This window comes from Nonomuraea composti (genome assembly GCF_012034275.1).
GTDB lineage: Bacteria > Actinomycetota > Actinomycetes > Streptosporangiales > Streptosporangiaceae > Nonomuraea > Nonomuraea composti.
This window is the reverse complement of sequence record NZ_JAATEP010000040.1, coordinates 76,084-102,913: the sequence shown is the minus strand read 5'-3', so window position 1 is coordinate 102,913 and position 26,830 is coordinate 76,084. Positions and strand designations below refer to the sequence as shown.

26 protein-coding genes are annotated in these 26,830 nt (G+C 73.1%); 17 read left to right on the top strand and 9 right to left on the bottom strand.

The window, feature by feature from the left end:
• The first annotated feature begins 233 nt into the window (after window positions 1-233).
• From HCN51_RS40710 to HCN51_RS40645, 14 genes are all read left to right on the top strand, one after another.
• Window positions 234-440, top strand: coding sequence for a hypothetical protein (locus HCN51_RS40710; protein ID WP_168017382.1), 207 nt, complete (start codon window positions 234-236; stop codon window positions 438-440).
• A gap of 101 nt (window positions 441-541) precedes the next feature.
• Window positions 542-955 carry a TOBE domain-containing protein gene (locus HCN51_RS40705; protein WP_080040128.1) on the top strand — a complete coding sequence of 138 codons (414 nt, stop codon included), beginning with the start codon at window positions 542-544 and terminating at the stop codon, window positions 953-955.
• Between the two features lie 12 nt (window positions 956-967).
• Window positions 968-1,765: a molybdate ABC transporter substrate-binding protein gene (modA, locus tag HCN51_RS40700; protein ID WP_168017381.1), complete on the top strand. Its 798-nt coding sequence runs from the start codon at window positions 968-970 to the stop codon at window positions 1,763-1,765.
• A 6-nt stretch (window positions 1,766-1,771) separates the two neighbouring features.
• Window positions 1,772-2,638 carry an ABC transporter permease gene (locus HCN51_RS40695; RefSeq protein ID WP_428981568.1) on the top strand — a complete coding sequence of 289 codons (867 nt, stop codon included), beginning with the start codon at window positions 1,772-1,774 and terminating at the stop codon, window positions 2,636-2,638.
• 110 nt (window positions 2,639-2,748) lie between these two features.
• The gene (locus tag HCN51_RS40690; RefSeq protein ID WP_168017380.1) at window positions 2,749-3,780 is read left to right on the top strand and encodes an ABC transporter ATP-binding protein; all 1,032 of its coding nucleotides are present in this window, start codon (window positions 2,749-2,751) and stop codon (window positions 3,778-3,780) included.
• Between the two features lie 107 nt (window positions 3,781-3,887).
• Window positions 3,888-4,535: a VOC family protein gene (locus HCN51_RS40685; protein ID WP_168017379.1), complete on the top strand. Its 648-nt coding sequence runs from the start codon at window positions 3,888-3,890 to the stop codon at window positions 4,533-4,535.
• A 243-nt stretch (window positions 4,536-4,778) separates the two neighbouring features.
• On the top strand, window positions 4,779-6,251 hold the full coding sequence (locus HCN51_RS40680) for a peptide MFS transporter (RefSeq protein WP_240973764.1): 1,473 nt from the start codon (window positions 4,779-4,781) through the stop codon (window positions 6,249-6,251).
• Window positions 6,248-7,465 (top strand): ketosynthase chain-length factor, encoded by a 1,218-nt coding sequence (locus tag HCN51_RS40675; protein WP_168017377.1) that lies wholly within the window; start codon window positions 6,248-6,250, stop codon window positions 7,463-7,465. Before HCN51_RS40680 ends, HCN51_RS40675 begins: the two co-directional genes overlap by 4 nt.
• 37 nt (window positions 7,466-7,502) lie before the next feature.
• The gene (locus HCN51_RS40670) at window positions 7,503-8,258 is read left to right on the top strand and encodes an SDR family NAD(P)-dependent oxidoreductase (RefSeq protein ID WP_168017376.1); all 756 of its coding nucleotides are present in this window, start codon (window positions 7,503-7,505) and stop codon (window positions 8,256-8,258) included.
• Entirely contained in the window at window positions 8,255-8,611 is a 357-nt protein-coding gene (locus tag HCN51_RS40665; RefSeq protein WP_080040119.1) for an antibiotic biosynthesis monooxygenase family protein, read from the top strand. The genes HCN51_RS40670 and HCN51_RS40665 overlap by 4 nt, the downstream gene beginning before the upstream one ends.
• Window positions 8,608-8,913, top strand: a complete 306-nt coding sequence (locus tag HCN51_RS40660; RefSeq protein ID WP_168017375.1) for an antibiotic biosynthesis monooxygenase family protein — start codon at window positions 8,608-8,610, stop codon at window positions 8,911-8,913. Before HCN51_RS40665 ends, HCN51_RS40660 begins: the two co-directional genes overlap by 4 nt.
• Window positions 8,914-8,951: 38 nt before the next feature.
• Window positions 8,952-10,619: an acetyl-CoA carboxylase carboxyltransferase subunit alpha/beta gene (gene accA, locus HCN51_RS40655; RefSeq protein WP_206068457.1), complete on the top strand. Its 1,668-nt coding sequence runs from the start codon at window positions 8,952-8,954 to the stop codon at window positions 10,617-10,619.
• Window positions 10,616-11,266, top strand: coding sequence for an acetyl-CoA carboxylase biotin carboxyl carrier protein (locus tag HCN51_RS40650; protein ID WP_168017373.1), 651 nt, complete (start codon window positions 10,616-10,618; stop codon window positions 11,264-11,266). Before accA ends, HCN51_RS40650 begins: the two co-directional genes overlap by 4 nt.
• Window positions 11,263-12,618, top strand: a complete 1,356-nt coding sequence (locus tag HCN51_RS40645) for an acetyl-CoA carboxylase biotin carboxylase subunit (RefSeq protein WP_080040116.1) — start codon at window positions 11,263-11,265, stop codon at window positions 12,616-12,618. The genes HCN51_RS40650 and HCN51_RS40645 overlap by 4 nt, the downstream gene beginning before the upstream one ends.
• Before the next feature lie 52 nt (window positions 12,619-12,670).
• Here the strand turns inward: HCN51_RS40645 and HCN51_RS40640 are convergent, their stop codons facing one another.
• The 5 genes from HCN51_RS40640 to HCN51_RS40620 all read right to left on the bottom strand — a co-directional run bounded on the left by HCN51_RS40640 (window position 12,671) and on the right by HCN51_RS40620 (window position 17,968).
• Window positions 12,671-14,599, bottom strand: a complete 1,929-nt coding sequence (locus tag HCN51_RS40640; RefSeq protein ID WP_168017372.1) for an AfsR/SARP family transcriptional regulator — start codon at window positions 14,597-14,599, stop codon at window positions 12,671-12,673.
• Between the two features lie 538 nt (window positions 14,600-15,137).
• The gene (locus HCN51_RS40635) at window positions 15,138-16,394 is read right to left on the bottom strand and encodes a beta-ketoacyl-[acyl-carrier-protein] synthase family protein (protein ID WP_168017371.1); all 1,257 of its coding nucleotides are present in this window, start codon (window positions 16,392-16,394) and stop codon (window positions 15,138-15,140) included.
• Window positions 16,391-16,843, bottom strand: coding sequence for a cupin domain-containing protein (locus tag HCN51_RS40630; RefSeq protein ID WP_346433973.1), 453 nt, complete (start codon window positions 16,841-16,843; stop codon window positions 16,391-16,393). Before HCN51_RS40630 ends, HCN51_RS40635 begins: the two co-directional genes overlap by 4 nt.
• Window positions 16,840-17,178 (bottom strand): TcmI family type II polyketide cyclase, encoded by a 339-nt coding sequence (locus HCN51_RS40625; RefSeq protein ID WP_080040112.1) that lies wholly within the window; start codon window positions 17,176-17,178, stop codon window positions 16,840-16,842. The genes HCN51_RS40630 and HCN51_RS40625 overlap by 4 nt, the downstream gene beginning before the upstream one ends.
• A 106-nt stretch (window positions 17,179-17,284) precedes the next feature.
• Entirely contained in the window at window positions 17,285-17,968 is a 684-nt protein-coding gene (locus tag HCN51_RS40620) for an SDR family NAD(P)-dependent oxidoreductase (protein ID WP_346433972.1), read from the bottom strand.
• 147 nt (window positions 17,969-18,115) lie between these two features.
• Here HCN51_RS40620 and HCN51_RS40615 point away from each other — a divergent pair, with 147 nt between their 5' ends.
• Complete coding sequence (locus HCN51_RS40615) at window positions 18,116-19,288, top strand: nucleotide disphospho-sugar-binding domain-containing protein (protein WP_168017368.1); 1,173 nt, start codon at window positions 18,116-18,118, stop codon at window positions 19,286-19,288.
• Window positions 19,289-19,298: 10 nt separating this feature from the next.
• On the opposite strand, the gene HCN51_RS62615 is transcribed toward HCN51_RS40615, so the two are convergent.
• Window positions 19,299-21,329: a carbamoyltransferase C-terminal domain-containing protein gene (locus HCN51_RS62615; RefSeq protein WP_168017367.1), complete on the bottom strand. Its 2,031-nt coding sequence runs from the start codon at window positions 21,327-21,329 to the stop codon at window positions 19,299-19,301.
• On the bottom strand, window positions 21,326-22,456 hold the full coding sequence (locus HCN51_RS40605) for a cytochrome P450 (RefSeq protein ID WP_168017366.1): 1,131 nt from the start codon (window positions 22,454-22,456) through the stop codon (window positions 21,326-21,328). The genes HCN51_RS62615 and HCN51_RS40605 overlap by 4 nt, the downstream gene beginning before the upstream one ends.
• 187 nt (window positions 22,457-22,643) lie before the next feature.
• Between HCN51_RS40605 and HCN51_RS40600 the strand changes: the two genes are divergently transcribed.
• Window positions 22,644-23,663 carry a methyltransferase gene (locus HCN51_RS40600; RefSeq protein ID WP_080040107.1) on the top strand — a complete coding sequence of 340 codons (1,020 nt, stop codon included), beginning with the start codon at window positions 22,644-22,646 and terminating at the stop codon, window positions 23,661-23,663.
• Here the strand turns inward: HCN51_RS40600 and HCN51_RS40595 are convergent.
• Window positions 23,611-25,116 carry a DHA2 family efflux MFS transporter permease subunit gene (locus HCN51_RS40595; RefSeq protein ID WP_168017365.1) on the bottom strand — a complete coding sequence of 502 codons (1,506 nt, stop codon included), beginning with the start codon at window positions 25,114-25,116 and terminating at the stop codon, window positions 23,611-23,613. The genes HCN51_RS40600 and HCN51_RS40595 overlap by 53 nt on opposite strands.
• 5 nt (window positions 25,117-25,121) lie before the next feature.
• Window positions 25,122-26,150: an LLM class flavin-dependent oxidoreductase gene (locus HCN51_RS40590; protein ID WP_168017364.1), complete on the bottom strand. Its 1,029-nt coding sequence runs from the start codon at window positions 26,148-26,150 to the stop codon at window positions 25,122-25,124.
• A 170-nt stretch (window positions 26,151-26,320) separates the two neighbouring features.
• Between HCN51_RS40590 and HCN51_RS40585 the strand changes: the two genes are divergently transcribed.
• Window positions 26,321-26,809, top strand: coding sequence for a hypothetical protein (locus HCN51_RS40585; protein ID WP_080040104.1), 489 nt, complete (start codon window positions 26,321-26,323; stop codon window positions 26,807-26,809).
• Window positions 26,810-26,830 lie beyond the last annotated feature (21 nt).

The window sequence follows — 26,830 nt, the reverse complement described above, 5'->3', positions numbered from 1 at the left end:
GCCAAGACCGTCGACCACCACATCTCCGCCGTGCTGGCCAAGCTCGGCGTCGCCAGTCGGGGCCAGGCGGCCGCGCTCGCCCACCGGATGAACGGGCGCGGCGAGGCGGCAATTTAGGGAGATCTCCCGAATCGCGGACGGGTGCCGTCGATCTACCGTTCTCGGCGGAGACGCACCGCTTCCCGCCCCAGCCCCAGGGCGGCGACGGGCGTCCAGGACGGCCGGAGGATGTCGTGAGCAGCGCGTACCGCCCGGAGGACACGCCTGACAGGCGACCCGCGCCCACCCGCCGCGAGCGCCTGTTCTGGTTGCAGGCCGAGATCGACGACCTGGAGTCGGCCGGGCTCACCTGGCGGGCCGCGGCCTGCCGCGCCGAGCGCGACCGGCTCGCCGCGCGGTACGCCGCCGCCATCCGCCAGGGCGCCGACCCGGCGGGATGACTCTCCTTCGCGAATGCCAGGGTCATTTCTCAGGGCATGTCGCTGATGCGATGGCTTGACGGGTTTCAGGCTGGCATGTGCGGGCGGTAGAGTGGACGCTTGTGACGACGTTCCGGATCAGTGAGGCCGCGGCGCTGCTCGGGGTCAGCTCCGACACCGTGCGCCGGTGGGTCGACGCGGGCCGGCTGAGCGCCGAGCGCGACGAGCACGGCCACCGGCGCATCCGCGGCGCCGACCTGGCCGCCTTCGCCCGCGCGCAGGTCGGGGAGAGCGGCGACGGCGGCCGGTCCTCGGCACGCAACCGCTTCAGGGGCATCGTCACCGAGGTGCTCCGCGACGCGGTGATGGCCCAGGTGGAGATCGCCGCCGGGCCGTTCCGGGTGGTGTCGCTGATGAGCCGGCAGGCCGCCGACGAGCTGGGCCTGGAGGCGGGGGTCGTGGCGGTGGCCGTGATCAAGTCCACCAACGTCGTCGTGGAGATCCCCGGCCACGAGCGCGTGGCCGGACAGGTGTGAGGAGCTCCCTTGGTGATCAGGCGTCTTTCCCGATGGGCGATCGCCCTGCCCGTCGCGCTCGCGCTGGCGGGCCTGTCCGGCTGCGGGTCCGGCGGGGCCGGCGCGCCGCCGGCGGCCGGCTCGTTCTCCGGCGCGGGGGCGAAGGAGGTGACGGTGTTCGCGGCGGCCTCGCTGACCGGCACGTTCACCGAGCTCGGCAAGGTCTTCGAGACCGCGCATCCGGGCACGACGGTGAAGTTCAACTTCGGCTCCAGCGCCACGCTGGCCCAGCAGATCACCCAGGGGGCGCCGGCGGACGTGTTCGCCGCGGCCAGCCCGGCCACGATGAAGACGGTGACGGACGCGTCGCTGGCCGCCGCCCCGGCCACGTTCGTGCGCAACAAGCTGCAGATCGCCGTCCCGAAGGACAACCCGGCCAGGGTGGACGCTCTGAAGGACCTCACCGACCCCAAGGTGAAGGTGGCGCTGTGCGCCGAGCAGGTGCCGTGCGGCGCGGCGGCGGTCAAGGCGCTCGGCGCGGCCGGGCTGAAGGTCACCCCGGTCACCTTGGAGCAGGACGTCAAGGCCACGCTCACCAAGGTCGAGCTCGGCGAGGTGGACGCCGCGCTCGTCTACAGGACCGACGTGATCGCCGCCGGCGGGAAGGTGCGGGGGATCGCGTTCCCCGAGGCCGACCAGGCGATCAACGACTACCCGATCGCCGCCCTGACCAGGGCTCCGGCCGGTGACCTCGCCCGGCAGTTCGTGGACCTGGTGCTGTCGCAGCAGGGCGAGGACGTCCTCACCAAGGCCGGCTTCGAGGCGGCCTGACCCGGCATGAGCGCACCCGCCCCCGAACACCTCGACTCGGCCGAGCCCCGGCGCCGTGGCCTCACCGGGCGCCCGGCCGCGCGCCGCGCGGTCGCGGGACGGCTGCCGTGGATGCTGGTCGTGCCCGCGCTGGCGGGGCTGGTGTTCCTGACGCTGCCGCTCGCGGGGCTGCTCGTCCGCGCGCCGTGGTCCACGCTGCCGCAACGGCTCGCCGAGCCGCACGTCCTGGAGGCGCTGCGGCTGTCGCTGATCACCGCCACCGTCGCCACCGCCGTGTGCCTGCTGCTCGGCGTGCCGCTGGCCTGGCTGCTGGCCCGCACCGAGTTCCCCGGGCGGCGGCTGGTGCGGGCCCTGGTCACGGTGCCGCTCGTGCTGCCGCCCGTGGTCGGCGGCGTCGCCCTGCTGCTCGTGCTCGGGCGGCGGGGGCTCGTCGGGCAGTGGCTGGAGGGCGCGTTCGGGATCACGCTGCCGTTCACCACGGCCGGAGTCGTCGTCGCCGAGGCGTTCGTGGCGATGCCGTTCCTCGTCATCAGCGTCGAAGGCGCGCTGCGCGGCGCCGACCGGCGCTTCGAGGAGGCCGCCGCCACCCTCGGGGCCTCGCGGTGGACGGTGTTCCGGCGGGTGACGCTGCCCATGGTGATGCCCGGCGTGGTGGCGGGGGCGGTGCTGTGCTGGGCGCGGGCGCTCGGCGAGTTCGGGGCGACGATCACGTTCGCGGGCAACTTCCCCGGCACCACCCGCACGATGCCGCTGGCCGTCTACCTGGCGCTGGAGACGGAGCCGGAGGCGGCCATCGTGCTCAGCCTGGTGCTGCTGGCCGTGTCGGTGGTCATCCTGGCCAGCCTGCGCGACCGGTGGGTGAGCGCGCCATGACGGCCGGCGTTCCGCCGGAGGGGCCGCGCGATGGCGACCGCCGTCCGGCGGAGGGGCCGCGCGATGGCGACCGCCGTCCGGCGGAGGAGCCGCGCCAGGAGGATCAGGGCATGAGCCTGGACGCGCGGCTGGTGGTCACCAGGCCCGCCTTCACCCTCGACCTCACCCTCGGCGTGCGGGCGGGCGAGGTGGTGGCGCTGCTCGGCCCGAACGGCGCGGGCAAGACCACCGCCCTGCGCGCCCTCGCCGGTCTCACCCCCCTGTCGGGAGGGCACATCACGCTGCGCGGCAGGCCGCTGCACCCGCTGCCCGCCGAGAGCCGCCCCATCGGCATGGTGTTCCAGGACTACCTGCTCTTCCCGCACCTGACCGTGCTGGAGAACGTCGCCTTCGGCCCGCGCTGCCAGGGCGTCCCCAAGGCCGAGGCCCGCCGCACCGCCGCCGCGCTGCTGGACCGCGTCGGCCTGGCCGAGCGCGCCACCGCCAGGCCCCGGCAGCTGTCCGGCGGGCAGGCGCAGCGGGTCGCGCTCGCCCGCGCGCTCGCCGTACGGCCCGAGCTGCTGCTGCTGGACGAGCCGCTGGCCGCCCTCGACGCCCACACCCGGCTGCGGATCCGCTCCCAGCTGCGCCGCCACCTCGCCGACTTCGACGGCGCCACCGTCCTGGTCACCCACGACCCGCTCGACGCCATGGTGCTGGCCGACCGGCTGGTGGTCATCGAGCACGGCGCCGTCGTCCAGCAGGGCCCGCCGGCCGAGGTCGCCCGCCGCCCCCGCACCGACTACGTCGCCCGCCTCGTCGGCCTCAACCTGCACCGCGGCACGGCCGACGGGGCCGGGGTCAAGGTCGGCGAGCTGCTGCTGCACACCTCCGAGCACCTCACGGGGCCCGCGTTCGTCGCCTTCCCGCCCGCCGCCGTCGCCCTCTACCGCACCCGCCCCGACGGCAGCCCCCGCAACCTGTGGCAGGCCCGCATCGAGGGCATCGAACGGCACGGCGACAACGTCCGCGTCCACCTCGACGGCCCCGTCGCCGTCTTCGCCGACATCACCCCGGCCGCCCTGGCCGACCTCGACCTGACCGCCGGCCAGCACATCTGGGCGTCGGTCAAGGCCACCGAGACGCACGCGTACCCCGCATGACCCCCCCAGGCGACGGCACCGGCCACGCCGAGCCGTACGTGGCCCCGCACTGGGCCGGCCGGCCCGTCTCCCCCTGAGCCTGGTCGCTCTCACTAGGGTCTTGAGCCATGCTCGATCATCTCGTGTACGCCACGCCCGCCCTCCTCGACACCGTCGCCGCGCTGGAGCAAGCGCTCGGTGTGCGGCCCGTCGAGGGTGGCCGGCATCTGGGGCTCGGCACCCGTAACTACCTGCTCGGCCTCGGCGGCCGGCGCTATCTGGAGATCGTCGGGCCGGATCCGGAGCAGCCGGAGCCGGATGGGCCGCGCTGGTTCTCGGTCGACGAGCTGGACGGGCCGCGGCTGGTCAACTGGTGCGTGCGGCCCGCCGACCTGGACGGCACCCTGGCCGAGGCGCGGCGGCACGGCCTCGACCTGGGGGAGCCGCGGCCGATGTCGCGCCGGACGGTGGACGGTGAGCTGCTGGAGTGGCGGCTGACCATGCCGGGGCGCGATCCGCTGACGCCGTTCCTCATCGACTGGGGCGCCACCGTGCATCCCGCCGAGCGCGGCCTGCCCGAGGTGCCGCTGCTCTCCCTGACCGGGCGGCATCCGGACCCGGAGCGGGCGCGCGCCCGCCTGCGCGCGCTCGGGATGAAGCCGGACGCCGAGCGAGGGGCGGAGCTGGGCGTCGAGCGCGGCGTGGAGCTGGAGGTCGAGCGGAGGGACGTGCCCGCTCTCGTGGCCCGCCTCGCCGGAGGCGTCGTCCTCACCTGACGACAGCCCACCTCTGAGCAGCCCTTCCGGCTCCTCCCAGGCCCCTTACGCACCGGCCGTCGATCGGCTCGCTGCCCGCAACGCAAGGCAGATTCGAGTCGGGTCCCGTACGCAAGAGGTGTTGCTTGGTCGAGCCGAAAGAAGGGCCTGCATGAACGACGTGAGAGTACCGGCGCTCGCCGGCGCACCCCCGGACGGCGGGGCGCGATGAGCACCGCTGACAGAGCCATCACCCTGCGCGCGATGCCTCGCTGGTACCTGACCTTGTTCACCAGCGACGCGCTCGAGCGTTTCGGGTTCTACGGCCTGCAGGCCATCCTCGTGCTGTACGCCGCCGCCCCCGCCTCCCGCGGTGGTCTCGGCCTGCCGGTCACCGACGCCGCGACGCTGTTCGGCGCCTGGATCGGTTTCATGTTCATGTTGTCGATCGCGGGCGGCTGGCTCGGCGACCGCGTGCTCGGCAACCGGCGGGCGCTGCTGGCCGGCTGCGTGGCCGGCATGGCCGGGTACCTGTGCCTGGCGGTGCCGGCCGGCTGGGGCGCGGCGGTGGGCCTGCCGCTGGTGGCGGTCGGTGGCGCGGTGTACAAGCCGAACCACCAGGCCATGATCAACCTGATGTTCGGCGGCAGCCGGGGCCGTGAGGCCGGCATCTCGCTCATGTACGTCGCCACCCAGGTCTCCGCGCTGGCCGCCCCGCTGCTGGTGGGCTACCTGGGCGAGCGGGTGAGCTGGAGCCTGGCGTTCGGGGTGGCCGCGCTGGTCATGCTGACGACGGCGGTGCAGATCAAGGTGAGCGCCGCGCAGTTCGGCGACGTGGGGCAGCGGCCGGTGCGCCCGCTGACGGCCGGCGAGCGCACGTCGGCGGTGCGGCGGACAGGGCTGGCGGCCGGCCTGCTGGCCGCGGTGGTGCTGGGGCTGGGGCTGGCCGGGATGCTGAGCGTGAGCCTGGCGATCGGGCTGGTCGGCGTGTTCAGCGTGATCGTGCCGATCGTCTGCTACGTCGTGGTCTACCGCAACCCGGGCCTGGAGGCCCACCACCGGCGCAGGCTGCGCGCGTTCCTGTTCGTCTTCCTGGGCTCCACGCTCTTCTGGATGATCATCGCGCACGCGGCGTCGCTGCTGAACCTGTTCGCCAGGGACCACGTGGACCGGCACGTGTTCGGCATGGAGATCCCGGCGAGCTGGCTGCAGGCCGCGACGCCGCTGTTCATCCTGCTGCTCGCGCCGCTGATCGCCGTGGGGCTGCCGGCGCTGGCCGGGCGGTACCACGTCCCGGTGAAGCTGGCGATCGGCCTCGTCCTGGTCGGCGGCGGCTTCCTGATCATGTCGCTGACCACGGTGTTCGCCGCGTCGGGCGAGAAGGTGTCGCCGCTGTGGCTGGTCGTCGTCTACCTCACCCACGCGTGCGGCGAGGTCATCGTCGCCGCGGTGATCATCTCGGCCGCGGCCGAGGTGCTGCCGCCGGGCTTCATGGGGCGCACGCTCGGCCTGATGTGGCTGTTCGCCGGGCTCGGCGGCGGGCTGGGCAGCGGCGTGGTCCGGCTCGCCGAGGTGGTTCCCGAGCCTCTGTACTACCTCGGGCTCGGCGGCGTGGCGACGGCCTGCGGGCTGGCGTTCGCGCTCGGCCGCCGCGCCCTGGTCAACGGGCTGACGGCCGGCCCCCGAACCGAACAGGCCGAAGTGGACACGCAGGCGGTCAGGGAGGGCAGCCGATGAGCGGATCCGGCATGCCGGTGGTGACGGGCCTCGGGGTCGTCGCGCCGACCGGGATGGGGACCGAGACGCACTGGGAGGCGACGCTGGCCGGGAAGTCGGGCATCGGCCCGATCACCCGGTTCGACGCGAGCGGCTACCCGGTGCGGGTGGCCGGGCAGGTGCCCGGTTTCGTGGCGGGGGAGCAGCTGCCCAGCCGCCTGATCCGGGAGACCGACCACTGGACGCACATGGGGCTGGCGGCGGCCGAGGCCGCGCTGGCGGACGCCGGGGTGGTGCCCGCCGAGCTGCCCGAGTACGAGATGGCCGTGGTCACCTCGAGCTCGTCGGGCGGCACCGAGTTCGGCCAGCACGAGATGGAGCGGCTCTACCTCAACGGCCCGTCGTGGGTGGGCGCCTACCAGTCGATCGCCTGGTTCTACGCGGCGACGACCGGCCAGGTGTCGATCCGGCACGGCATGCGCGGCCCGTGCGGGGTCATCTGCTGCGAGCAGGCCGGCGGCCTGGACGCGGTCGGGCAGGCGCGACGGCTGGTCAGGCGCGGCTCCCGGGTCGTGGTGACCGGCGGCACCGACGCCTCGCTGTGCCCGTACGGGCTGGTCGCGCAGCTGTCCAGCGGCAAGCTGTCCGGCGTGGACGACCCCGAGCGGGCGTACCTGCCGTTCGACGCGGCGGCCACCGGCTACGTGCCGGGGGAGGGCGGCGCCATGCTGATCGTGGAGGACGCCGCCAGCGCCCGGGAGCGCGGCGCCACCGTCTACGGCAGGGTCGCCGGGTACGCGGCGGGCTTCGACCCGGCGCCGGGCTCGGACCGGCCGCCCGCGCTGCGCCGCACGATCGAGCGCGCCCTGGCCGACGCGGAGATCATCCCGTCGGAGGTGGACGCCGTCTTCGCGGACGCCTCCGGCAACCCGGGCGACGACCTGGCCGAGGCGCGCGCCATCACGCAGGTGTTCGGCCCCCGCGGCGTCCCGGTCACCGCGCCGAAGACGCTGACCGGGCGCCTGTACGGCGGCGGCGCCGCCCTCGACGTCGCGACGGCGCTGCTGGCGCTGCGTGACGACGTCATCCCGGCCACGGCGGGCCCGGCCAGGCTCGCCCCCGGCTGCGACATCGACCTGGTCCTCGGCCAGCCCAGGGACGGCGAGCTGCGGACCGTGCTGGTCCTGGCCCGCGGGTACGGCGGGTTCAACGCCGCACTCGTCCTCAAGAAGTGACCCTCAACCAGTGCATCTCCAGGAAGGAAGGACCGCGATGGATCTCGGCTTGAGCGGCAGGCGGGCGCTCGTCACGGGCGGCACCCGCGGCGTGGGCCGCGGCCTCGTCCTCGCGCTCGCGAAGGCGGGCGTCGACGTGATCACCAATTACCGGCAGGAGGGCGAGCACGTCGTCTCGCTGGAGCACGAGCTCAAGCAGCTCGGCGGCCGGCACGCCGTCCTGCGCGCCGACCTCACCGACCCGCAGCAGATCGCCGGCCTGCTGGAGCAGTGCCGCGACCGCTTCGACGGCCGGCTGGACCTGGTGGTGAACAACGCCGCCGCGATCAGCCACATCCCGTACGCCAAGCTGGACCTGGCGGAGTGGCAGCGCATCGTCGACACCAACCTGACGGCCGTGCACCTGGTGACGCAGTACGCGCTGCCGCTGCTGGGGGAGGGCTCCTCGGTCATCGGCATCAGCTCGAAGTCGATCGAGGTCGGCATCCCGACGCGCGCCCACTACACCGCCACCAAGGCCGCGCTGCACGGGCTGTTCCGCACGCTGGCCAGGGAGTTCGGGCCGCAGGGCATCCGGTTCAACGTGCTGGCCCTCGGCATGATCTACACCGAGGCGTTCGACGCGATGCCGCAGGAGCAGCGCGAGCAGATGGTGGAGCGCTACTCCGGCAAGACGTGCCTGGGCCGGCTCGGCACCCCCGACGAGGTCGCGGGCGCCGTGCTGTGGCTGGGCAGCGACCTGTCGCGGTACGTGACCGGCTCCGTCGTGGCCGTGGACGGGGGGATCTCATGAGCGTGTTCCGCGTGATGTTGCGCCTGCAGATCAAGCCGGGCATGGAGAGCGAGTTCGAGCGCGTGTGGCTGGAGGTGGGCGACTCGGTCACCACGCACCCGGCCAACCTCGGCCAGTGGCTCGCCCGCGACGGCGAGGAAGAGGGCATCTACTTCATCATGAGCGACTGGGTCGACGAGCCGCGCTTCCGCGAGTTCGAGACCAGCGAGCGGCACCTGGAGCACCGCCAGAAGCTGCACCCCTACCGCTCCGGCGGCTCGATGAGCACGATGCACATCGTCGCCCACCTGCCCGGGGCCGGCGCCGCGCCGGGGGAGGCCGCCACGCACCAGGCGTGGGAGGCGGCTCGATGACCGACGCCGGCGTGCGGGTGCTGCTCTACCACACCGCCACCGACGTCACTGCCATCGAGAAGGCCTACCACGAGGCGAGCAACCGGCTGGCCGGCGTGCCCGGCCTGCTGTCGAACGAGCTGCTGCGCTCGGTCATGGACGGCGAGGACTTCGTGGTGGTGAGCATGTGGCGCAGCCTGGCGGACTTCCAGGAGTGGGAGCAGGGGCCGGAGCACAAGTGGCAGACGGCGCCGCTGCGCCCGTTCCGCGACAGCCGGATGAGTCGGCCGTTCGCGGTCTATCAGGTAACAGCGTCCTACTAGCCAGGAGATCGGCCGTGAAATCCGTTCCGAAGGGGACCATGAAGACGACGATGGATCTGACGGACTGGCTGTCCTGCTCGGGGTGCGGGATGCTGGTCTACCGCAAGCGGTTCGACCGCCTGTCGATGGTGTGCCCCGACTGTGGCAAGCACGGGCAGCTCACCGCGGAGCAGCGGCTGGAGCGGCTGCTCGACGCGGGCTCGGGCACGCCGGTCGAGCCGGGCCCGTCGGTGCACGACCCGCTCGCGTTCGAGGACCTCGTCCCGTACACCGACCGGCTGGACGCGGCGCGGTCCCGCACCGGGATGGACTGCGCGGTGCGGGTGGTGCGCGGCACCGTGCGCGGCCGCGGCGTGGTGCTGGCGGTCATGGACTTCCGCTACCTCGGCGGCAGCATGGGCGCCGCCGAGGGCGAGGCGATCGTGACCGCGGCGGAGGAGGCGCTCAAGCACCGGCTGCCGCTGGTGGTCGTCACCGCGTCGGGCGGCGCCCGCATGCAGGAGGGCGCCTTCTCCCTGCTGCAGATGGCCAGGACGAGCAACGCGATGGCGGCCCTCGACGAGGCGGGCCTGCTGACGATCACCCTGGTGACCGACCCGACCTACGGCGGGGTGGCCGCGTCGTTCTCGACGCTCTCGGACGTGATTCTCGCCGAGCCCGCCGCCAGGATGGGGTTCGCGGGGCCGCGGGTGATCGAGCAGACGATCCGGCAGAAGCTGCCGGAGGGTTTCCAGACCGCGGAGTTCCTGCTCGACCACGGCCTGCTCGACGGGGTCGTGCCGCGCGGCGAGCTGCCGCAGGTGCTGGAGTCGCTGCTGGCGCTGGGCTCGCCGCCGGACCCGGAGTGGGGCCCGGAGGTGACGGACCCGGTGATCCGCGAGCCGGAGCTGCTGTCGCGGCGGCCGGTGGAGCAGGTGGTGGGCCTCGCCCGCGACCTGGGCCGGCCGACCGCCCTCGACCACGTCGCCGCCTGGGGCTCGGAGTTCGTCGAGCTGCGCGGCGACCGGGCCGGCGCGGACTGCCCGGCCGTGGTGGGCGGGCTGGCCGAGCTGGAGGGCCTGCCGGTGATGCTCATCGGCCACCAGAAGGGCCACACCACCCAGGAGCTGGTCCGCCGCGACTTCGGCATGCCGTCGCCGGCCGGTTACCGCAAGGCGGTCCGCCTCATGCGGCTGGCCGCGAAGCTGCGGGTGCCGGTGGTCACGCTCGTGGACACGCCGGGCGCGCATCCGGGGCTGGAGGCGGAGCGGCACGGCCAGGCGCACGCGATCGCCGAGTGCCTGCGCGTGATGGGCTCGCTCGACGTGCCCGTGGTCAGCGTGATCACGGGCGAGGGCGGCAGCGGCGGCGCGCTGGCGCTGGCGGTGGCCGACCGGCTGCTGCTGTGCGAGAACGCGATCTTCTCCGTGATCAGCCCCGAGGGCTGCGCGGCGATCCTGTGGCGCAGCGGCGAGGCCGCGCCCGCCGCGGCCGCCGCGCTCGGCGTCGACGCCGGCACGCTGCTGTCGAACGGCATCGTGGACGGCGTCGTGCCGGAGCCGGCGGGCGGCGCGCACCGCGACCCGGCGGTGGCCAGCGAGCTGGTGCGCGACGCGGTGGTGTGCGCGCTGCGGGAGCTGCGCGAGCAGGACGGTGCCGCGCTGCGGGAGGCCCGGCGGCGGCGGCTTCGCTGGTTCGGCACGTACAGGGAAAGGGTGGCGGTATGACGGACGCGCGGCAACCGAGCGCGTGGGACGGTGCCCGCCAGCCGGGCGCCACGTTGGACGGTGCCCGGCAAGCGGGCGCCACGTTGGACGGTGCCCGGCAAGCGGGCACGTGGGACGACGCCCGGCGACCGGCCGCCTGGGACGGCGCGCCGCAGCCGGGCCCGTGGGACGGAGCGCTGGCCGAGCTGGGCGTGCGGGACGCGGTGGCGATCCTCTGCCAGGGGCTGGCCGAGGCGGTGCACGCCTCGCCGCGCTCGCCGAGCAGGGCGTGCGTGCGGCTGGGCGGCGCGAGCATCGAGGTCGAGTGGTCGCCCGTGGTGGCAGGGGAGCCGGCTCCCGAGCCGCCCGCCGAGCAGCCCGACGAGGAGCCGCCCGGTCACGTGGTGCGCGCCGAGCTGGTCGGCACCTTCTACCGGCAGCCGGAGCCGGGCGCGAAACCGTTCGTGGAGGTCGGCGACCTCGTCGAGGCGAACCAGCAGGTGGCCATCGTCGAGGCGATGAAGCTGATGAACCCGGTGCTCGCCGACGTCGGCGGCCGGGTGGCGCGGATCCTGGTCGGCGACGCGGAGGGCGTCGAGTACGACCAGCCGCTGATCGTGATCGAGCCGGGCACAGAGCCGGGCATCGAGCCGGACGCAGGCGCATGAGCGGCAACCCGGACCGGCCGTTCGACACCGTGCTGGTCGCCAACCGGGGCGAGATCGCGCTGCGGATCGTGCGCACCTGCCGGGAGATGGGCATCAGGACCGTCGTCGTCCACTCCGCGGTGGACGGCGACTCCGCCGCCGTGCGCGCCGCGGACGTCGCGACGCGCATCGGCCCCGGCCCGGCCAAGCGCTCCTACCTCTACCCGCCGGCGATCATCGAGGCGGCGCTGCGCACCGGGGCGCAGGCCGTGCACCCGGGGTACGGGTTCCTGTCGGAGGACCCCGACTTCGCGGAGATCTGCGCGGCCAACGGCCTGGTCTTCGTCGGCGCCCGGCCGGAGGTCATGGCCAGGCTCGGCGACAAGGCGCTGGCCAGGAGCATCATGGCCGACGCCGGCCTGCCGGTGCTGGAGGGCACGCCCGAGCCGGTGGGCAACGCCGCCGACGTGCTGGCCGCCGGGCACCGGATCGGCTTCCCGCTGATCATCAAGGCGGCGGCGGGCGGCGGCGGGCGCGGCATGTCGGTGGTGCGCCGCATGGAGGACCTGGCGGCCACCTTCCGCGCCACGAGCGCCGCCGCGCGGGCGGTGTTCGGCGACGGCCGGGTGTACCTGGAGCGGTTCATGGAGCGGGCCAAGCACGTCGAGGTGCAGGTGCTCGCCGACGAGCACGGCACGGTGGTGGCCCTGGGCAACCGGGACTGCTCCGTGCAGCGGCGCCACCAGAAGCTGATCGAGGAGACGCCCGCGCCCGGCGTGTCGCCGGGGCTGGCCGACCGGCTCGCCGAGGCGGCGGTCGCCGGCGCCAAGGCGGCCGGCTTCACCGGCGCCGGCACGTTCGAGTTCCTGGTGAGCGGCGAGGAGTTCGCCTTCATCGAGGTGAACTCGCGCATCCAGGTGGAGCACCCGGTCACGGAGGCCGTGACCGGGATCGACCTCGTGCGCGAGCAGCTGTGCGTCGCCGCGGGCCGGCCGCTGTCCTTCCGCCAGGAGGACGTGCGCCCGCGCGGCGTGGCCGTGGAGTGCCGGATCAACGCCGAGGACCCGCAGCGCGACTTCGCGCCGTGCGCGGGCGAGCTGACCGAGTTCGTGCCGCCCGGCGGCCCGTTCCTGCGCGTGGACACCCACGCCTACGCGGGCTACCGGGTGCCGCCCGACTACGACTCGCTGCTGGCCAAGGTGATCGCCTGGGCGCCGGACCGCGAGCAGGCCATCGCCAGGATGGAGCGGGCGCTGGCGGAGTTCCGCATCGACGGGCGCGGCATCCGTACGACGAAGGAACTGCTGCGCTCGGTGCTGGCCGAGCCGGCCTTCCGCGAGGGCACGCACACCACGTCCCTGCTGGCGAAGTGACGGCACAGTGAAGGGGTGCCGCCGGTGGCGGCACCCCTTCTTACTGCTTCCTTCAGGAGGAGACCGGCGCCCGCTCGGGCTGCGCGCCCAGCTCGCTGACGCAAGCGTCGCCGATCGCGGCGCACGTCGCCGGTACGGTCGCGGGCACGGTCTGGTAGACCGGGCTCAGCAGCGCGTCGCGCTCGTCGGCGGGCAGCCGCCGCCCGGCCGCCCGCACGCTGGGCAGGAAGCGGTACTGCAGCAGGTCGTCCCCGTCGCCCGGCTCGGCCGTCATGAGCTGGAACTCCACGAGCTCGTCGAGCAGCGCCTCGGTCTGCACCTCGGAGATGCGCAGCAGCCGCGCGGCCCGTCGCGGGGTGAACGCGTCGACCTCGAAGCGGGTGAGCACGCGGAAGGCGGACTGCACGGCCGGCGACGTGAGCCGGTAACTGCGCTCCACCCTGGAGTAGAGCACGAGGTCCTGGTTGCCGCCGTTGCCGGGGCCCGCCGTCTCCCCGCGCAGCCCCTTGACCAGCTTGCTGATCGGCCAGTGCGGCCGCAGCTGCAGCCGCGCCGCGGCGGCCTGGAGGGCGGCCGGCAGGCCGTCGCACAGGCGGACCAGCTCGCGGGCGGCCGCCTCGTCCTGGGAGATGCGGTGCTTGCCCAGCACGTTGGTGAGCAGCCGCAGCCCCTCTTCGGCGGTCAGCGGGCCCACCTCGACGGTGGCCGTGATCTCGGGTGCGTAGAGCTGCCTGCGGGCGGTGACCAGGACCGCGCAGTCGGGGCTGGCCGGCACCAGCGGCAGGAGCTGGTCGGTGCGCACGACGTCGTCGAGCGTGACCAGCACCCGCCGGTCGGCGGTCCAGGTGCGGAAGAGGCGGCAGCGCTCGCTGCGCGTCGCCGGGATGCGGTCCTCGGGAACGTCGAGGGCGCGCAGGAACTCGGCGAGCACGTCGCGCGGGTCGGCCGGGCGGCCCTGGGCGTCCACCAGGCGCGCGTAGAGCTGGGCGTCGGTGTACGGGCCGTTGGCGCGGTGCCCGACCTGCTTGCACAGGGCGGACTTGCCCGACCCGGGCGGGCCGGTGATGACGACGACCGGCGGCGCGTGGTGCTGGCGCGCCGACAGGGCCGAGAGCAGCGCGGCGACCTGCGGTTGCCGGCCCACGAGCGCGGTGCCCTCCGGGGGGAGCTGGCGCGGCGGGCGGGTGCGGCTGATCCGCACGGGGGTGCGCTGGCGCGGCAGGGCGAGGCTCTCGTCGGCGGCCAGCACGGCGCGGTGCAGTTGTTCCAGATCGTTGGACGGGTCGAGACCGAGCTCCCTGGCCAGGGCGCTGCGGGTGCGCTGGTAGACCTTGAGCGCCTCCGAGCGGCGGCCGGCGCGGTGCAGCGCCAGCATCAGCTTGGCCTGGAACCCTTCGTGAGTGGGCTGCTCGGCGGCCAGACGGGTGAGCTCGCCGAGCAGCTCATGATGTCGGCCCAGGTGCAGGTCCGCCTCGATGCGGCGTTCGAGGGCGTTCTTGTACATCTCCTCCAGCCGCAGGCCCTCGGCGCGCAGCACGGGGCCGTGGCCGACGTCGACCAGCGCGGGCCCCCGCCACAGGCGCAGGGCGTGGGAGAGGGTCTCGGCGGCGGCGTTCATGTCGCCGGCCTCCAGCTCCCGCCTGCCCTGGTCTGACAGCCGCTCGAACCGCATGGTGTCGAGCATGTCGGAGTCGAGGATGAGCGCGTACCCGTAAGGAGAGGTGCGCAGGGCGGCGTCCGCGGGGGTGTCGCCGGCGCCCGCCATGTGGGGCGGGGTGCCCAGGCGCAGCAGTTTCCTTAATTGGTAGATGTAGGTCTGCAGAGTGGTGGTGACGCTCGCCGGGGGGTTGTCCTCCCAAAGCTCCTCGATGATTTTGTCGGTTCGGACGACAATGCTCGACTGGACGGCCAGCAAACTGAGCACGGTGCGCAGTTTGGGAGCCGACGGCGTCAGTACGACGCCGTGCCGGAGCACTTCCATCGGACCGAGCAGATTGATTTCCACCACACGCACCGTCCCCTGCATCCATTGGCTCTGCGTCACTGATGACGCACGCCACGCGTCTGCCTGCCCGAGAACGTGGGAACCCGCGAGGACGAGAGTTGCCCCCGTCGTCCTGCGGCCACGTTGGACGATCTCTTTCCTAGATGAACTTAGCAGACGCGGGTGGTTGGATCTTGAAAATGACTCGAAGATCACTGAGCCCACGGATTATGACGGATGCTTGACTAACAGTATGACTCACCCCGAGTAATGCGCCTCGGGGAAAACCCTGAATCAATCCCTTAATTGACTGGGGCTTGACTAGGGGTCAAATCTTCCATCAGAAAGTAAGCCTTACTGATCAATGCCCCGGCTGGCCTGGGGAAATGAAGATCCCGGAGCCGGAAGGGGTCCTGAGACGGGTCAGGGGGAGACCCTGGTTTCAGGGATCTCCCCCTCGGTGATCTTGACATTCTCCGATAACTTTATTAGAGCGGAATGGCCAATCCTGAGTGCCGACTCAGGGAATGGGCCACTAAGCGGGGCGAGCGAGCACCATTGCGCTTTGAAAGCCGCCGAAACCGCTGCCGACGCTCAGCACCGCGTCCATCTCGTGCTCCCTGGCCGTGAGCGGCACATAGTCCAGATCGCACTCAGGGTCACGATGATGCAGATTCGCCGTCGGCGGCACGACCTGCCTTTCCAGCGCCAGCGCGCACGCCGCCACCTCCAGCGAGCCGATCGCGCCCAGCGAGTGGCCCACCATCGACTTGATGGAGCTGGCCGGGATCTCGTAGGCGCGCTGCCCCAGGCTGCGCTTGAACGCCGCCGTCTCGTGCCGGTCGTTCTGCCGCGTGCCCGACCCGTGGGCGTTGATGTAGTCGATGTCCGACGGGTCCAGCCTCGCCTGGTCCAGCGCCACCCGGATGGCCTCGGCCATCTCCCGCCCGTCCGGCTTGAGACCGGTCATGTGGAAGGCGTTGCTGCGGCTGGCGAAGCCGGCGACGCGGGCGTACACCCGCGCCCCCCGCCGCCGCGCCGCCTCGGCCTCCTCCAGCACCATCACGGCCGAGCCCTCGCCGAGCACGAACCCGTCCCGCTTGGCGTCGAAGGGCCGCGAGGCGTGCTCCGGGTCGTCGTTGTTCGGCGACGTCGCCCGGATCGCGTCGAAGCACGCCGACGTGATGGGCGACAGCGGCGCGTCCGTCGCGCCCGCGATCACCACGTCGGCCGAGCCCTCCTCGATCAGCACCGCGCCGTGCCCCACCGCGTCCAGGCCCGACGTGCAGCCCGTCGAGATCAGCGCCGACGGGCCCTCCGCGCCCGCCTCCCAGGCCACCTCGACGGCCAGCGTGCTGGGCACCATGTAGCCGTACAGGTGCGGCACCCCGTAGGTGTGGTCCACCAGCCAGCGGCGGCCCTCGTCGGCCAGGACCGTGTACTCCTCCTCCAGGCCCATCGTGCAGCCCACCGCGCTGCCGATCGAGACGCCGACCCGGTCGGGCTCGACGCCCGACAGGTCGAGGCCGCTGTCGGCGACCGCCTCCCTGGTGCACACCGTGGCGAACTGCGCCGCCCGGTCCATGCGCCTGATCTGCTGCGCCGACAGCCCCGCCGCCTTCGGGTCGAAGTCCACCTCGGCCGCGATCTGCGAGCGGAACGCGCTCGGGTCGAACAGCGTGATCCGCCGGGTGGCGGTGCGTCCGGCGGTCAGCAGGCTCCAGAACGCCTCGCGCCCGATGCCGCCGGGCGCGACGACGCCGATCCCGGTGATCACCGCCTGTCTGCTCAACGCGGCCCTCCGACCTGCGGGCCGGGCTCGTGGGGTGCCGGCAGCTCCTCGGTGTCCACGTGCCCGAGGTCGGGGCGGGGCGCCAGCGGCGACAGGTGGAAGACCACGTGCGCCTCGACGTCCCCGACGTTCACCAGGCGGTGGCGCACGTTGATCGGCACCAGCAGCGAGTCGCCCGGCCCGATCCGGACCGGCTCGCCGTCCAGCTTCATCTCCAGCTCGCCGGCGATCACGTGCAGGAACTCCTCCGAGTACGGGTGGTAGTGCTCGGCCACGTGCTCGCCGGCCCCGAGGTACAGCACGCCCCCGAACCCGGAGGTGCACGCGGTCGTCTTCGGGCTGAGCGTGACCCGGATGTCGCCGCCGCGGCGGCGGTTCGGCGCCACCTCCGCGGCCTTCACCACGGCGGGCTTCACGGTCTTGGCGGGGCTCGTCTCTGCTGCGGTCACTGGATCCTGCCCTCCTCCGAGGTCCATACGTAGAACGGGGTCGCCATCGCGTCCTTCGGCTCCTTCCAGTTCGGGTCGTACGGCGCGACCAGCTTCGCCAGCCGCGCGTTGATGTCCTCATAGAGCGGGTGGCTGCGCGCCTTGTAGAGGTTGGGGGAGATGTCCTGGTCCGCCTCCACGAGGTGGAAGTACAGGTCGTGGAAGTGGAACAGGGTCCGCCGGCTCACCCCCACCATGTGGGGCAGCTCGGTCGCGTCGGACTCGCCGAACGTGTCGGCGATCGGCCCGGTGTTGTCGGCGCTCCTCAGCTTGGCGACGATCAGTGTCCGGTGCACGTTCTGGCCTCCTGCGAAGGTGATCGGAAAACTGCTGCGATGGTCGTTGCGGGCAGTGGAAGGGTGCTCGAAGCCAGCTCCAGCGCCGGAGCCGGTTCCAGCGCGGTCACCAGCCGATCTGCCGGTCGCCGCGCAGGAACACGCCCGTCGGCCCGTCGTCGGGCAGGGTGGCCGCGTCCGCGATGTCCGTGGCCGCCTCCTCGGGCGTGCGCTCGGCCGTGGGCACCATCCTGGTCCTCGTCTGCCCGGGGTTGACCGCGTTGACCAGCACGCCCGTGCCCTTGGTGCAGGTGGCGAGCATGGTGGTCAGCCCGTTGACGGCGGTCTTGGACACCGAGTACGCCGGCGCCCCCGTCCACAGCCCCACGCTGAACGACCCGGTGCCGCTGGAGACGAAGACCACCCGCCCCCAGCCCCTGGCCACCATCCCCGGCACGAACGCCTGGGCCACCCGCCAGCCGCCCAGCAGGTTGACCTCCAGCGTCCGCGCCACCCGCTCCAGCGGCACCGACAGCGGGTCGTCGCCCGTGTCGAGCAGCACGCCCGCGTTGCAGACGAGCACGTCCACGGGCCCGAGCTCCTTCGCCGCCCGCTCGACGCCGGCCTGGTCGGTGACGTCGAGCGGATGGGAGAGCACGTCCGGGCCGATGCGCGCGGCCGCCTCGGCGGCCTCGCCGGCGTCCCGTGCGGTCACGACGACCCGCAGCCCCCGCCGGTGCAGCTCGGCGGCGGTCGCGTGCCCCAGCCCTCGGTTGGCCCCGGTGATCAGGGCGGTACGTGGTTCGCTCACCCCGCCACGATGACCGGGCCCGCTCGACGTTCGGCGGTGCCGCGCTCCAGCGAGGCTCCAGGGTGCGGTGCCATGGTCGGCGCAGGAGGGCGCGCCGGCGGCGGACGGTCCCGGGCGCCCCGCTGACTGCCGAGGAGGAGATGCCCCATGCGGGTGGTGTTCACGACCTGGGCCTGGCCCTCGCATCTGTACGCGCTGGTCCCGCTGGCACGGGCCTGCCGGGCCGCCGGCCACGAGGTGATCTTCGCCAGTGAGCCCGGCCTGACCCGCGACGTCCTGCGCGCCGACCTGCCGGCGGCGGTGGTGGGCACGGACGTCGACACGGCCGGGATGGTCCACGAGTACCTGCTGCCGCTGCCCGGCGCCGACGGGCCCGCGCCCCGGCGGGAGGGGAAGGGGCCGCGGGTGCTGCGGATGCTGATGGCGCACGCCGAGTCGATGGCCGCCGACCTCGTCCGGCTGATCGGGGAGTGGCGGGCCGACCTCGTGGTGTACGACCAGGTGACGCTGGCCGGCCCGATAGCCGCCGCGGTCACGGGGGTGCCGGCGGTGCGCCAGCTCTACGGTGTCGACCTGCTGCAGCGGGCGCGCGCCGTGCTGCCGGACGCGATGGCGCCGCTGGCGGACCGGCTCGGCGCCGGGCCGGTGGACCCGTACGGGACGGTGACCGTGGACCCGGTGCCGGCGACGATGCAGCTGCCTGGGGAGCACCGGGTGCTGCCGGTGCGTTACCTGCCCTACAACGGCCCGGAGAACCAGCCGTGGCGGCCGCCCGAGCGGCGCCGGCGCCCGCGCGTGTGCGTGAGCTGGGGGCACACCATCGCCAAGGTGGACCCGGAGCGTTTCATCGCCGACCGGCTCGCCGCCGCCCTGGCCGGCACGGGCGTGGAGGTGGTGCTGGCGGTCTCGGCCGCCCAGCGGGACCTGCTGGCCGCGCGCAAGGACCTGCCGGACGACGTGCGCGTCGTGGTGGACGTCCCGATCAAGGACGTGCTGCGCGACTGCGACGCCTTCGTCGGGCACGGCGGCGCGGGCGGCATCCTCACCGCGCTGGCGGCCGGGGTGCCCATGCTGCTGGTGCCGCAGCTGCCCGACCACGCCGGCCACACCGGGCGGGCCGCGGCCACCGGGGCCGCGACGGTGCTCAGCCTGGCCGACCTGGCGCCGGCGACGGTGCGGGAGGAGGTGTCCAGGCTGCTGGACGACCCCGAGCCGCGCCGCGCCGCCGGCGAGCTGGCGGAGGGGATGCGCGGCCAGGCGACGCCGGCCGAGGTGGCCGGCGCGCTGGCCGGGCTACAACCGTCCCTGGCCCGTCACTGATTCCTGCCCGTTACTGATTCCTGTCAGGGGCGGTGATCTGGCGGACCGCGCCCAGCTCCAGGTTGAGCAGCGCGTCCGGCCCGAACGTGGTGAAGCGGTGCTCCGCCCGGCGCATGCTGCGCTCGGCGGCCTGCCGCAGCGACGGGTCGGCGCGCAGCCGGCTGTCCACCGCCTCGTACGCCTCCGCCGCCCCCTCCTCCGTGCGCAGGTCGAACTTCCCGCTCAGCGCCAGGTCCAGGAACAGCACGTGCAGGTACAGCTCCGGCAGCCCGTACGGGTTCAGCTCGGCGTGCACGGCCCTGGCCCGGCTCTCCGGGATCTCGACGAACAGCTCCCGCGTGCGCGGGTAAGGCCCCTGGGCGGAGTAGGCGTCGAAGTTGTGGAAGGCCACCCGCCGCCCGTTGAAGTAGCCGACGCTGATCCTCCTGCGCAGGCAGAAGTTCATGGCCTCCCGGATGGTGTCGATGATCGGCTCGCCCTTGTCGTTCAGCGAGGTGTTGCACAGCATCGGCACGCCGGTGTGCCGGTGGAAGGCGGTCAGCAGCCGGTGCAGCGCCGGGTTCTGCCCGGCGTTGAGCGACTGCACGCGCGCGGAGTAGTCGAGGTGCGCGACCGCCTGGATCTGGTCGCGGCGCTCCTCGCGGATGGTGAAGGTCTCCAGCATGTACGGCGACGGCCGGCTGTCCTCGAACCAGTCGCCCAGGTGCTCCTCCAGCACCACGGGCGCGACCGGCCGCCACCACTCGCGCAGCTTGAACTGGTTGAGCGCGTCCTTGGCGGCCCGTGACGTCGGGTCGCCGATGAGGCTGCGGTTGCCCAGCGCCCGCGGCCCGATCTCGGAGCGGCCGTGGAACCAGGCGATGGGCTCGGCCAGGATGTCCCGCACCGCCTGGTCCTCGTCCAGGTCGGAGACGTCGGCCACGTAGTCGCCGAACTCGGCCAGCGCCCCGTCGAGGTCGTCGTCCTGGCGGCCGAGGTAGGCGCCGGGGAAGCGGAAAGTGAACCGCTCGCCGCCGGTCTTCTTGTGGAAGGCGGCCAGGCCGATGCCGACGGACTGGCCGCCGTCGTCCACGCACGGCGGGGCGAGGAAGCCGCGGAAGCCGTACTTGGCCATGAGGTGGCTGTTGGTGGGGCAGTTGAGGGCGTAGCCGCCGGCCAGCGCCAGGTGCGTGGTCGCCGGGTCGAGGTCGAAGCGCTCCAGCGCGGTCTCGATGTTGCGCTCCATGGCCATCACGGAGATCGCCTGGATCTCCTTCATGGCGGCGCTGACGAAGCTCTCCTCCTCGGTGAACGCGGGATCGACGTCCGCGCTCTCCTTGACCTGCGCCACGATCTCCTCGAACGCCTTCGGCGCGCCCTCCAGCGCGGCCAGGCCGGTGAAGTCGTACGTGTCGAGGATGGCCTGGCGGTCGCAGCGCCCGGCGGCCGTGGTCGCCGTCGCGAGTGCCATCAGCGTGCCCTCGCGCATCTTGAACCGGTCCTTGGCGGTGCTGTAGAGCAGGCCGGGCGAGGCGACGGGGAAGGTCTCCACGACGCCGCGGCGGCTGACCGCGCCGGTGAACCAGAACCGCTTGTACTGCTGGTCGAGCAGCCGGTCGGGGCCGCCGTCCACGGCGAGCGCGAGGATGTCGCCGTCGAAGAAGATCTCGCTGTCCAGCAGCATCGCGCTGTAGAGGTGCGCGATGCTGTGGAAGGACAGCTCGGGGTACTCCTCGACGAAGTGGTAGTCGTTCGTCGTGGCCAGCCCGGGGGTGCCCCACACCTCCGTCATGTCGTCGAGCGACACGCCGAAGGCGCCGATCAGGCCGTTCACGAAGTCACGCAGGTCCTCCATGCTCAGGAACGGCGTGCGGTGGTGCTTCAGGCCGGTCATCCGCTCGAACTCCCAGTGCCCGAGGAGCTGGACCTGCGATCCGTCCTTGCGCCACAGGGAGATGTTGTTGTCGTGCCGGTAGGACACCATCGCCAGCCGGTGCAGCCCCGGGATGGTCAGGTAGCTCGAAAGGTAGTAGCCGTCTCGCATCATTCCTCCAGTGCTCACCAGGTGACGGGAACCTCGACGAAGCCGAGTTCGAGCGGGTTGTCGTGGTGCCTGAGCTCGCCGGCGTCGACCGCGAGCCGCAGGCCGGGGAAGCGGCCGATCAGCGCGGCGAACGCGATCCGCAGCTCGAGCCTGGCCAGCGCCGCGCCCAGGCAGTAGTGCGGTCCGGCGCTGAACGCGATCTGGTCCCTGGCGTCCCTGGTGACGTCGAAGCGCAGCGGGTCAGGGAAGACCGACTCGTCGAAGTTGGCCGACTCCAGCACCGGCACCACGCCGGAGCCGGCCGGGATGGTGACGCCGCCGACGTCGATGTCCTCGGTGACATAGCGCAGCATCGACAGCGAGTGGCCGGCCACCTGGAAGCGCAGCAGCTCCTCCACCGCGTCCGGGATCCGCTCCGGCCGCTCGCGCAGCAGGGCGAGCTGGTCGGGATGCCGCATGAGGAGCACCGCGCCGCTGCCGATCTGGGCGGCGGTCGTCTCGTGCCCGGCCATCAGCAGCACCGTGCTCCACACGTGCAGCTCGTGCGTGCTCAGCCGGCCGTCCTGGTCGTCGTGCACCTCGATCAGCTCGCTGATCAGGTCGTCGCCCGGGTTCGCCCGCTTGGCCTCGATCAGCTCGCCGATGTACTGCCACGCCTCGCCCAGGCCGGTGCGGAAGCGCTCCTGGTCGGCCACCGGCACGCCGAGCAGGCGGCAGATGACCCGCAGCGTCAGCGGCAGGGCGAATTCGGAGACCAGGTCCACCGGCGGCCTGCGCCAGCGGTCGAGCAGCTCCGCCACCACCTCCTCGACGTACGGGCCCAGCCGCTCGATCCGCGACGGGGTGAACGCCTTGGTCATGAGCCGGCGCATGCGGGTGTGCTCGGGCGGGTCCCGGTCGATCTTCGGGTTCTGGAACATCTTGGTCCTGGGCGCCGCGGTCATGCGCGGCGCGCCGGGGCGCTCCCGGTTGCGGCTCACGCGCCGGTCCGACAGGACCGCCCGGACGTCCGCGTAGCGCGTCACCAGATAGACCGGGTCGCCGCTCGGCATGACCGCCCGCACCACCGGCTCGTCCCGGAGCTTGGCGAGTTCCTCCGGCGGCTGGGCCCCGGGCGGCCAGTCGAACGGGAACTTGAGCGTCATCGATGATCTCCTGCTCTCCGAGATGCCGTCACGCACGGCGGGATGTCGTCACCGACGACGATGGGCGGCACGGCTCAAGGCGCCCGCAAGCGGCGCTGGACTCTCGTCCTGCTCTCGCTCGCTGTTCGAGCGGCCGAGCACAGCATGAGGCGGCACATCGTCCACCGCGTGGTGAGAGGAAGCGGAAATGAGCAGCAAAACGGAACCTTCTCCCGCGGCCAGGGTTCGCCGCCTGTCGAATTCGGTGCACGACGCCGCGATCGTGCGGGCGGCGGCGGAGCTGGGCCTGGCCGACGCGGTCGGCGACGGGCCCACCCCGGTCCGCGAGATCGCCGCGAAGGTCGACGCGGAACCGAAGGCCCTGGCCCGCCTGCTGCGCGCGCTCGCCGCGTACGGCATCTTCGAGCAGGTCACCCCGGACGCCTACCAGCACACGGAGATGTCACGGAGCATGCGCAGGGACGCTCCGGGCGGCCTGATCCACACCCTGCTCACCCCGGCCGACTGGGGCTGGGTGATGTGGGGCAAGCTCGCCGACGCCGTCCGCGCCGGCAAGTGCCTGTTCCCCGACGTCTTCGGCACCGACTTCTTCACCTACCTCAAGGACCACCCCGACGCGCAGGCGCGGATGTTCCGCGGGATGACGTCCTGGTCCGACCAGATGAACCCGCAGCTCGTGCGGGCGCTGCCGCTGGAGGGTGCCCGCACGGTCGCCGACATGGGCGGCGGCGAGGGCACGCTGCTGCGGGCCATCCTTGAGCACAACCCGCACCTGTCGGGCGTCTGGTTCGACATCGAGCCCACCCTGGCCGTGGTCGACGACGAGCTGCTGTCCGGCCCGCTGTCCGAGCGCTGCGCCCTGGTGACCGGCGACTACTTCCGCGAGGTGCCGTTCGACGCCGACGTGTACGTCTTCAAGCTGACCCTGCACATGTACGAGGACGACGACTCCGAGCAGATCCTGCGCAACGTCGCCGCCTCGGCCAAGCCGGGGGCCCGGATCGTCATCGCCGACCCGCTGCTGCAGGATCCGCCGGAGAGCAAGTTCGTGCCGTCCATGGACCTGCACATGCTGCTGGTCATGGGCGGCAAGGAGCGCACGGAGCAGGACTACGCGGCGCTCTTCGAGCGGGCCGGGCTGGACTTCGAGGGCATCACGCCGACGGGGACCGACTTGCATCTGGCCGTGGCACGGGTTCGGGGCTGACCGCCCGCGCCCGGCGGCCGTTGAGGTAACCGCCCAGCGCCGCGAGCAGCACGCTCGCGGCGCACCCGATCAGCGTCAGCCGGACCGCGTCGCTGAACGTCGCCCCGAACCCGGCCCCGGCCGCCGTCGCGGCGTCGAGCCGGGCCTGCAGCACCGTGCCCAGCACGGAGACCCCGATGAGCGTGCCGGTCTGGCGGATCGTGTTGAACACCCCGGACGCCGCCCCCGCCAGGTCGGGGCCGACGTCCCGCATCGCCAGCGCGGTGATCGGGCCGAAGGCCGCCGACTGCGACAGCCCGGCCACCGCGAGCGGCACCACGAGCAGGACGCCGCTCACGCCCGGCCGGCACAGCAGCCCGACGGTGGCCAGGGCGGTGGCGTACACGATCATGCCGCCGAGCAGCACCCGCTCGGCGCCGAACCGGTCGACCATGCGGCCCGTGACCGGGAACCCGACCGTCATGCCCAGCGCCCACGGCGCCAGCGTGAGCCCCGCGTGCGCGGCCGACATGCTGAGCACCGACTGCAGGTACAGCGTCATGGCCAGCGAGAGCGTGATCACGCACATCGACACGATGGCCATCGAGACGGTCATCACCGTGAACGTGCGGTCGGCGAACAGTCGCGTCGGCACCAGCGGCTCGCGCGCCCGGTGCTGGTGCAGCACGAACGCGCCCAGCAGCACGACCCCCGCCCCGATGATCATCGGCACGGTCACGAACGACACGACCGTGCCCCACCCGTACTCCTTGCCCTCCAGCAGGCCGAACGTGATCCCGCCGAGCCCGGCGCCGGCCAGGGCCGCGCCCGCCGCGTTCAGCCGCCGGGCCGCCCGCTGCGACTGCGCGGGCGGCACCAGCAGCAGGGTGAGGACGATGATCAGCACGCCGACCGGCAGGTTGACCGCGAACACCGAGCGCCATCCGGCCGTCGAGACCAGCAGGCCGCCGAGCGTCGGGCCGGCCACCCCGGCCAGCCCGGCGGTCACCCCCCACACCGCGCTGGCCCGCCCCCGCCGCTCCTGCGGGATGACGAGCGTCATCATCGTCAGCGTCTGCGGGATGATCAGCGCGGCGCCGACGCCCTGGAGCAGCCGGGCGCCGATGAGCTGCCACGGCGACTGGGCGAACCCGCACAGCGCCGAGGCGACGGTGAACACCGCCATCCCGGCCAGGAACACGTTGCGCGGCCCCGCCACGTCGCCCAGCCGGCCGGCGGTGACGGTCAGCGCCGCCAGCGCCAGCACGTAGCCGCCGACCACCCACAGCACCTCGCTGAGGCTCGCGCCCAGCCCGGCCTGGATCTGGGGCACGGCGATGCTGACCGACGTGGAGTTCAGGATCGTGATGAAGTAGCCGAGGCAGGTGGTCGTCATGACCGCCCACGGGTTGCCGCGCAGGCCGCGCAGGCCGCGGAGCCCGCCCCGCCGCCGGCCCGTTCCGCTGTCGCTCATGGCGATCAGGCCGCCAGGCCGGCGCGGCGGAGCGCCGTCGCCGCGAGCCGCACGATCTCGATCCGCTCCGCCGTCGTCGCGCCGAACGGCGAGATCACCAGCGTCGTCAGGCCGTGCTCGGCGTACGCCCGCATCCTGGCCGCGATCCGGTCGGCGGAGCCGAGCAGCGAGATGCGGTCCACCAGGCCGGCCGGCACCGCCGCCGCGGCGCCGTGCGGGTCGCCCGAGGACATCCGCTCGTGCACGATGCCGGTCTCCCGCCCGTAGCCCATCCGCTCGAACAGCGACAGGTAGATGTTGCGGCTGCGCCCGCCCATGCCGAGGAAGTGCGACAGGTACCCGCGGATCGGCACGGCCGCCACGTCCACCTCGGTGCCCAGCGCCATCGGGACCCCGCACAGCACCTCGAACCCGGCCATCGGCAGCCCGGCGCGCAGCCGGCCCGCGCGCAGCGACTCGGTGACCTTGGGCAGCTCGTCCGGCGGGGAGAACGCGCCCAGCCAGCCGTCGGTGATCTCCCCGGCCAGCTCCAGGCCGCCGGGCGCGACCGCGGCGAGGTAGATCGGCAGCCGCTCGGTCACCGGCTCGCTGTAGAGCCGCAGCGGCGCCGCCGCGCAGCCCTCGGGCGGCAGCCGGAAGTGCGCGCCGTCGTGGGTGACCGACTCGCGGGCCAGGGTGCGGCGCACGATGTCCACGTACTCCCTGGTCCTGGCCAGCGGGCGGCGGAACGGCACGCCGTGCCAGCCTTCGGAGATGTCCGGGTTCGACACCCCGAGCCCGAGCCGGAACCGGCCGCCGGACAGGGTGTCGAGCGTCGAGGCGGTCAGGGCGGTCATGGCCGGCGTGCGGCCGGGGATCTGGAAGACGCCGGAGGCCAGGCCGATCCGCGTGGTCGCGGCGGCCACGGCGCCGAGGACGGTCGCGCCGTCCGCGCGGAACCCCTCCGGGACCACCGCGACGTCGTAACCGAGCCGTTCGGCCTCCCGCGCGACCTCCACCGCGTCGAGGTAGGAGAGGTTGACACCGAGCTTCATGCCGGGGCTGTCCCTTCTATGAGGTGGAGCTGGGCCTGCTCGTTCAGGCTCACAGGTACGCCTCGAAGACGGAGCAGGCAGCGGCCGAGCGGCGGACGACCCAGGTTGGACCGCCGCTCGAGCAGGACGCCCGATAAAGGAGAGCCCCCTGGAGCTCGGAAGGAGTTCGGATGAGAACGGAACTGAACCGACGCAGCCTGCTCAGCCGCGGCGGGACCCTCGCCCCCCTGGTCGGCCTCGGCCTGCTGGGCGGCGCCACCGCCGCCACCGCCGATACCGGTGACACGGCCGAGAACCGGCTCGGCAGCCCGCTGCTCGGCACCTGGGCCGTCAAGGTGACCTTCGACATCCCGAACCGGCCCGGCGAGGACGGCCTGTTCGCCTTCACCGCCGACCGCATCTGCCTCGGCACCACCACCGGCGCCGGCCACCTGAGCCTCGGCTCCTGGCGCCCCACCACGCAGGGCTTCGAGTTCACCTTCCGCCACTTCATGTACGCCGACGACGACGGAACCTACACCGGAGAGGTCCGCGTGCAGCAGTCCGGCCGGTTCACCTCGGCCACCACCTGGACGGCCTCGGGCACGGGCACCGCCTTCGACACCCAGGGCAACCAGGTCGCGGTGGTCCAGAGCGCCACCGCCGGGACCCGCTACTGAAGCAGTGCCCGCAATCAGTGT